7 protein-coding genes are annotated in these 7,439 nt (G+C 42.0%); 5 read left to right on the top strand and 2 right to left on the bottom strand.

Annotated features, from left to right (window positions below):
• Together GNF10_RS08960 and GNF10_RS08955 are read right to left on the bottom strand one after the other, a co-directional pair.
• A partial coding sequence (locus GNF10_RS08960) for a hypothetical protein (RefSeq protein WP_185607141.1) occupies window positions 1-641 on the bottom strand: 641 nt, incomplete at its 3' end.
• A gap of 115 nt (window positions 642-756) precedes the next feature.
• Window positions 757-1,014, bottom strand: a complete 258-nt coding sequence (locus GNF10_RS08955) for a hypothetical protein (protein ID WP_185581412.1) — start codon at window positions 1,012-1,014, stop codon at window positions 757-759.
• A gap of 150 nt (window positions 1,015-1,164) precedes the next feature.
• On the opposite strand from GNF10_RS08955, the gene GNF10_RS08950 reads away from it, so the two are divergent.
• The 5 genes from GNF10_RS08950 (at window position 1,165) to GNF10_RS08935 (ending at window position 7,172) form a co-directional block, all read left to right on the top strand.
• Window positions 1,165-1,869, top strand: a complete 705-nt coding sequence (locus GNF10_RS08950; protein WP_185581413.1) for a response regulator transcription factor — start codon at window positions 1,165-1,167, stop codon at window positions 1,867-1,869.
• Complete coding sequence (locus GNF10_RS08945) at window positions 1,866-2,678, top strand: hypothetical protein (protein WP_311774141.1); 813 nt, start codon at window positions 1,866-1,868, stop codon at window positions 2,676-2,678. Before GNF10_RS08950 ends, GNF10_RS08945 begins: the two co-directional genes overlap by 4 nt.
• Window positions 2,630-2,815, top strand: a complete 186-nt coding sequence (locus GNF10_RS39265) for an ATP-binding protein (RefSeq protein WP_311774142.1) — start codon at window positions 2,630-2,632, stop codon at window positions 2,813-2,815. The genes GNF10_RS08945 and GNF10_RS39265 overlap by 49 nt, the downstream gene beginning before the upstream one ends.
• A gap of 126 nt (window positions 2,816-2,941) precedes the next feature.
• Window positions 2,942-3,412, top strand: a complete 471-nt coding sequence (locus GNF10_RS08940; RefSeq protein WP_185581414.1) for an N-glycosidase — start codon at window positions 2,942-2,944, stop codon at window positions 3,410-3,412.
• Window positions 3,413-4,376: 964 nt separating this feature from the next.
• Window positions 4,377-7,172, top strand: coding sequence for a GAF domain-containing protein (locus tag GNF10_RS08935; protein WP_185586137.1), 2,796 nt, complete (start codon window positions 4,377-4,379; stop codon window positions 7,170-7,172).
• Window positions 7,173-7,439 lie beyond the last annotated feature (267 nt).

Below are 7,439 nucleotides of genomic sequence, written 5' to 3'. Positions count from 1 at the left end.
GGAACACCCAACGCATCTTTTAACTGTTGTTCACTAACTCCTAACTTGGTGGCAGCAGCCTTAAAATCAGGGCGGGGCGGGCGCGGATTGCGTAGGCGTAGCCCGTCGTAGACATCGCCACTTGGAGGATTTGCAGGGACACCCAACGCATCTTTTAACTGCTGTTCGCTAACTCCTAACTTGGTAGCAGCAGCCTTAAAATCAGGGCGGGGTGGACGCTGCTTGCGTAGGCGTAGCCCGTCGTAGACATCGCCACTTGGAGGATTGGCAGGAACACCCAACGCATCTTTTAACTGTTGTTCACTAACTCCTAACTTGGTGGCAGCAGCCTTAAAATCAGGGCGGGGTGGGCGCGGATTGCGTAGGCGTAGCCCGTCGTAGACATCGCCACTTGGAGGATTTGCAGGGACACCCAACGCATCCTTTAACTGCTGCTCGCTAACTCCTAACTTGGTAGCAGCAGCCTTAAAATCAGGTCGAGGATGTCGCCGTTCTCCGTCTGGTGGTTGGTTGGGTGGTTGTTGCGCCTGTGCAATTTGAGGGAATTGATTAGCGGCATAAGCCTGATTGAGTGAAATAAAACCAAATGTGCCAACCAAAACGGGAATCGCTGTTGCAACTAGTATTCTACGAATATTCACGATCGTTTTCCAAAAGATAGATTGTTTACATTTCTGATTTAACTGAACCAAAATTACAGTTTGCCCTGCTTGTAAATTACAATTTTGTAATTTTCAGGAATAAAGGGTGCTGCAATTAACGGTTATTGTGTTCTACACGATTTTGAACCGCATTTTGAGGATGTTGGGGAGGACGCGTTTTCTGATTTACAAGGGGTTTAGAATCTCTAATCTGTGGTTTTTTATCAGATATTTGTGGTGTTTGAGGCTGTTGAGAAATCTGGGCATTTCGATTGGATTGATTAGCGGCATAAGCCTGATTTTGTAGGCTAAAACCGAATGTACCAATCAAAAAAGGAATCGCTGCTACAGCTAAGACTCGACGAATATTCATATAAATCAACCTGCAAAAGGTAAGGTGTTCATATTTCTGATTAAGCCACCTCAAAATTACAGTCCAAGTACTTTCTAAATTACAGTTTTGTAACTTAAGTAGAAAGGTAATGAATCTAGAATGGAACAATATATAAACTAATAAATACTTGTGAACGTTCTATTTGTCGAAGATGAAGCGAAAATTGCTAACTTCGTCCGAGCTGGGCTGAAGGAGCAGGGATTTGTTGTAGACTACTGCGATAACGGTGATGAAGGATATCTGCGGGCATTAGAAAATGAATATGATGTTCTTATCCTCGACATTATGGTACCGGGAAAGGATGGACTGTCAATCTTAAAACTCTTGCGGGGGCAAGGTCGGAATGCGCCGGTAATTTTGTTGACGGCTCGGAATGAACTAGACGATCGCTTGACAGGGCTAAATTTAGGAGCAGATGATTACATCGCTAAACCGTTTTTTGTAGAAGAGTTAGCGGCTCGAATTCATGCCGTTGTCCGCCGGAGTGCGAGCGATGTCTCCGACGGGCTACGCCTACGCCAAAATATCCTTAGTGTTGGGCCTATCAAACTCGATCGCATCACCAGGGAAGTTACTTGCGATCGCCAAGCGATAGAACTCACCAGCCGCGAGTTTAATCTTCTGGAGTATCTGATGCGCTCTCCTGGAAGGGTTTTCACCCGTACCCAAATTTTGGAGCATGTTTGGGGCTACGACTTTAACCCCAACACCAACGTCGTAGATGTTTGTATCCAGCGAATTCGTAAAAAAATTGACCCCATTGATGAAGCAGTCTGGATTGAAAGCATTCGAGGGGTTGGATATCGGTTTCGCAAACCAGAGTCTAGCTCATGAAACTCCGTTCATTCCGCCTCCGAATTGCCCTATTGTCTGCGGCTCTAGCTGGAACTACATTAGTCGGTTTCGGTGCAGTCTCCTGGTTTCAGATTTACAATGCTAAAATCAGCCGTCTTGATGCAGAACTGTTAAATCACTTGATGCGGGCAACTCCGAATTTGCCACCACGGGGAGAACCTCCTGAAAATCAGCGCAAAGAAAGCCGCCCCTCACGATGGCAATTTTACGAAGACTCATTATCTGATGCCTTCGGAACCAATACAAAAACCCCCATTGCCCTACTGGTGCTTGATGCAAACGGCAACATACTTTATCAATCTAACTCCCTACCTGCCGACGTTGAGGTGAATCGCCTACTGCTGAAGCGTCTTCAGTTGATACCTTTACCATCACCTCCGCAGAGAGAACCACCGCCACCCTCAAATAGAAATGTTGGGCCGCCACCCTTTCTTCGTCCGCGTCCACCTAAATTTATCACTGAACAGGCAGCAAAAGCAGCTTGGCGGATTGGAGCAACTAAATTTCCCAATGCTCAGGTTGGCATTGCTGTGAATCTGCAAGCCGTCGATCAAGAAATGGCTACCATTCGGAATATTTTTCTGGTTTCAATTCCCGGATCGCTATTGCTAGTTGCCATCGGTGCATGGTTAGTTTCTGGTAGTGCTTTACGTCCTATCCATCAATTAACAGGTGTTATTCAACAAGTAACTGTTAAAGGACTAGATCAACGGATTCCCATTGGAACAACTGATGTTGCATTTTTGACCGCTTCTATCGCGGCGATCCGGCTCGAACTCGCAAAATAGAAGGCATCGGACTAGGACTCAGCCTAGCCCGTGAAATTGCCAGGGCACATCATGGCGACCTCACCCTTGAGTCAACAGCTTTTGGTCAAACAGCTTTCACCCTCACTTTACCGAAGGGGGAAGGAGGTAGGAGGTAGGAAAAAAACTGACCTCTGCAACAACTCCCTTCTCTGATGAAGTGGCAAAATTTAGATAAGTTCGGTTTTGAGCTGCAATTCTCACAAATCAAATAGGATTGCTATATATGAAAGAGTAATTTTCAAATGACCATTTACTTTTATAAGGTTTGGCAGCCTTATGGCTGTTTTTCTAACTTTTCTCCCCACGGAATCCACATCCAGGACACTTACTGGGCAACTGTTGAGCATTATTATCAAGCACAAAAGTTTGTTGGCAGCAAAGATGCGGCAATTATACCGCTCATCCATGCCGCCGCCACCCCAGAAGAAGCTGCCGCTTTAGGAAGATGTAGCACTCGCCAACTCCGTCGAGACTGGGATTTAGTCAAAACGCAAATTATGCGAGAAGCTGTACTCAAAAAGTTTCTCACTCATGTTGATATTAGAGAAGTTCTGCTGAAGACAGGCGATGAGCTTTTGGTTGAAAACTCCCCAACCGATTCTTTTTGGGGCTGTGGTGCTAATAAAGCAGGTCTTAACCATCTCGGTAAAACTCTCATGAGTGTGCGTGAAGAAATTCGTAACTTACTATCTTTAACAAGAATTTACGAATAATTTCATCAAAATATAGGAATCCGGTTTGATTCCTGTTCGCGCAGCGTGGCGTAGCCATATTTACTTGTGTGGGCAGGGAATGGGGAATAGGGAATAGGAAAGAAGGGATAGATCCGTACTGAGTCTTGTTCAAAAATCAAATAGGAGTTCTATAGTTACATTTAATATAAAATCAGTAACTAGACGGGGAATATGAGAATTCTCCAGTCAAAAGTATTTGAAAAATTGCCAATAATAAAATCAAGTTCAGTTAAAGTTTAAATCTCCCTAAAGCTACTTAATAAAGAGCAATTTTAAGACCTTCGATTTATTACTGAGATTTTATATTAGTAATATTCAAACCATTGTTTCACATAGCTTACAATGCTGTGATTTTCTTGCTAAATTGGCAAAATAGTTATTATTGTTGCGAAAAAAGCTTATTGCTATTGAGAATATACAATGTAGTTTAAGGCTTTGGGACTTGTAGGAGCGATCGGTCTTGTAAATATTAAGAAATATCTGACTAATACATAGCTTTTCAAGAGGAACCACTGTGGTCTTTAGGGAGCTTTCGGGGCAAAAATGGTAAAGAAAATAAGGTAATGATGAAGATATTATTTAAGTAAAAATACTGAAATGTTTTAATGATTAAGAATATAAAATCAATAGGTGTCAATGGTTAAATTTTTATTTACTTTAAAATTGAAAGGATATTTTGAAAGTCACAAATGATACACCAAATAGTTTGATATCTCCCTAAATCAACTTTCTTAGGACTACGGGAATTAAGCAAAATATCTAATACTTTTCAAATACCCTTTAATCCATTTCTAAAAAAATTGCAACAGATGTACGGCCCTCGCAATGCCTTTGCCGCAGAAATTTATTGAAATGGAATAAAAATCAAGGCATTGTAAATTGAAATTTATAATTAGGGACAATTATAAGAAAAACTATACTTCAGTTATGGTGTACATAAACAATGACATCTACCGATAAACCAAACGGCTTGCAGAAAAGCTTAGAGCAAGAAAGCTTACTGCACCGGATGATCAAACAAATTAGGCGATCGCTCGATTTTCAAGAAATATTAACAACTACCGTTACTGAAGTACGGTTATTTTTACGTGCAGATCGAGTTAAGATATATCGTTTTGATACTAGTGGTAGTGGTGAAGTCATTGCTGAATCTATTTATAACGAGCGTCTGCCATCATTGTTAGGGTTGCGCTTCCCAGTTCATGATATCCCCGAAGCGGCCAGAGAGATGTTTTTGTTGGCGGGGCAACGTTCGATTGTTGATGTAGCAAACCAGAAAATCGGATTATCACCTCTACAATCAATAGAAACTGGCAAACGCCTAGAAACTAATATCTACTATCGACAAGTAGACCCGTGCCATATTCAATACTTAAAGGCAATGGGTGTGCAATCTTCTTTAGTAGTGCCAATTTTAGATTGCGATCCACAACAACAATCGGCAAAGCCTAAATTGTGGGGATTGTTGGTATCTCACCAGAGTGAACCGCGAAAGATTTTGAAGCGGGAAATCAAAGTATTGCAGCAAGTTGCCGATCAAGTTGCGATCGCGATCGCTCAAAGTAATCTACTCACCGCAGCCGTTACCCAGCAAAAGCAAGAAGCTACTATTAACCGAGTCACCAGACTATTGCATAAACTACCAACAATCCAATTGCAAGGGGCGCTTCAAGAAGTTATTACCGCATTCAGTGCAGTAGGTGGCAGGCTTTACATTGAAGAGAGTCGGGAACTATATACCTGGGGCGATCAACCCACACTACCTTACGAATTAGATAGCAGAATTATTGAACAGCATCCTACATGGCAAAACTGGATGACTGAGTTTAAACCAGGTAATATTTGGGCAACCTCTGACCTCTATAAAGAACCGCATTTGCGAGTTTTAGCTTTAGCATTTCGTTCTACTCAAATTCGCGGACTGATGGTGATTCCCCTGCATTACCGGGAACAATTTATCGGTGTATTAAGCATTTTTCGCGCTGAATTTGAAACGGAAATCTTGTGGGCGGGACGATGCGAACAAAATCGGCGGCAACTTCTACCCCAGCTTTCCTTTGAGGTTTGGCGAGAGCAAAAAAAGGGGCAATCGCCTGAGTGGGAACCGGAAGACATGACATTGGCACAAGCCTTGTACGATCAGTTTTCAATGGCAATTCAGCAGCAAAAGATATATAAAGAAGTACAAGCCCTGAATGCCAACTTGGAACTGCGGGTGCAAGAACAAACTGCTGAACTAGAAAAATCATTACTTCTCACCAAGGTAATCAAGCAAATCACAGAGCAGATCCGCAGTACATTGGATTTGCAGACAACCCTGCAAACTATTGTCTCCGAAGTCCGCTCACTACTAAATTCAGACCGGGTAGTAATTTTCCAACTGAACAGTAAATCGGTGATTGTGGAAGAGATTAATGGTAATTGGCAGTCAGTTTTGGGAGTGAATGCACCACTAGAATGCTTTCCTGATGAGCATACGTATTTATACGCTCAGGGTAGGGTACGAGCAATTAACGACGTTTCAACTAATTCTTTAAGTGATTGTCATCGAGAGTTTTTGCAAGGTCTACAAATTCAAGCAAACTTGGTAGTTCCAATTAATATAGGTATAGAATTATGGGGTTTACTAATTGCCCATGAATGTAGCGCTCCCAGAAATTGGCAGGATACAGAAATTGATTTATTGCAACAGCTAGGAGATCAGGCTGCGATCGCCATTCAACAAGCACAACTCTATGAACAAACTTGTAAAGCTGAAACTGAAGCCAGAAATAAAGCAGAACAGTTAGGAAAGACTTTACATAAACTCCAAGAAACACAGACAAGATTAATTCAAACCGAAAAAATGTCCGGCTTAGGACAGTTGGTGGCGGGTATCGCTCACGAAATCAACAACCCCGTTAACTTTATCTACGGTAATCTGTGCCACGCCAGTGACTACATCGAACAACTGCTAGAAATTTTACGCCTCTACCAGCTACATTATCCCGATCCTGATACTGAAATTAGCGCTGCGATCGAAGCAGTAGATTTTGAATTTTTGGTAGAGGACTTGCCAAGAATCATTACCTCAATGCAAGTAGGAAGCGATCGCATCCGTTCAATAGTGCTGTCGTTACGCAATTTTTCTCGCTTGGATGAGGCTGAAAACAAGCGCGTTGACTTGCATGAAGGCATTGACAGCACCTTGTTAATTTTACAACATCAGCTGAAAGGAAATGATGAATTCCCAGGCATTCAGGTAATCAAAGATTATGGCAACATCCCAACGATAGAATGCTATGCCGGCCAAATGAATCAGGTATTCATGAATATTTTCAGCAATGCCATAGATGCTTTAGAAATGGGGAATGGAGAACTTGTACTGAGCGAAGCCGAAGTATGGGGAATGGGGAACTGGGAAATGGGGGCTGGGGAGGAGGACAAACAAGATAAGCCATCTTCAGTGCCTACTATCCACATTTCCACTAGAATCTCAGCAGATAACTCTCGTCTATTGATTCGTATTAGTGACAATGGGCCGGGAATGACTCCAGAGATAAAAAAGCGAATTTTTGACCCATTTTATACTACCAAACCTGTGGGTAGGGGTACAGGATTAGGATTGGCAATCAGTTATCAGATTATTTGCGAAAAACATGGTGGAATAATGGAGTGTATTTCCGAACCAGGCATTGGTACAGAGTTCTGGATTGAAATTCCCGTCAAGCCCCCAGCTAAAATAGTTCACTCAAGCTAGAGAAATAGATTTTCTACCTTATTTTCAGAATGTTTGTTTCAAAACTTAAAATTTGAATTAGTAGTTACTTTATTCATCTAAAAGGGTGATGATATTTTTTAAAAATAGGCTAAGAAAGGAATTTAGAAGTTATCCCATTAGTGCAATAAGCTGTTACGTATATAAGAAAGCATATCAACTGGTGAGGTTGTCCTTTGTCATTTGTCCTTGGTAACACACAAATGACTAATGACTAATGACTAATGACGGTCTACACGGAAAATAGTG

The organism is Nostoc sp. UCD121, assembly GCF_014222285.1.
Classification (GTDB): domain Bacteria; phylum Cyanobacteriota; class Cyanobacteriia; order Cyanobacteriales; family Nostocaceae; genus Nostoc.
Note: the sequence above shows the minus strand (reverse complement) of the source record. Positions and strands in the feature narration are given on the sequence as shown.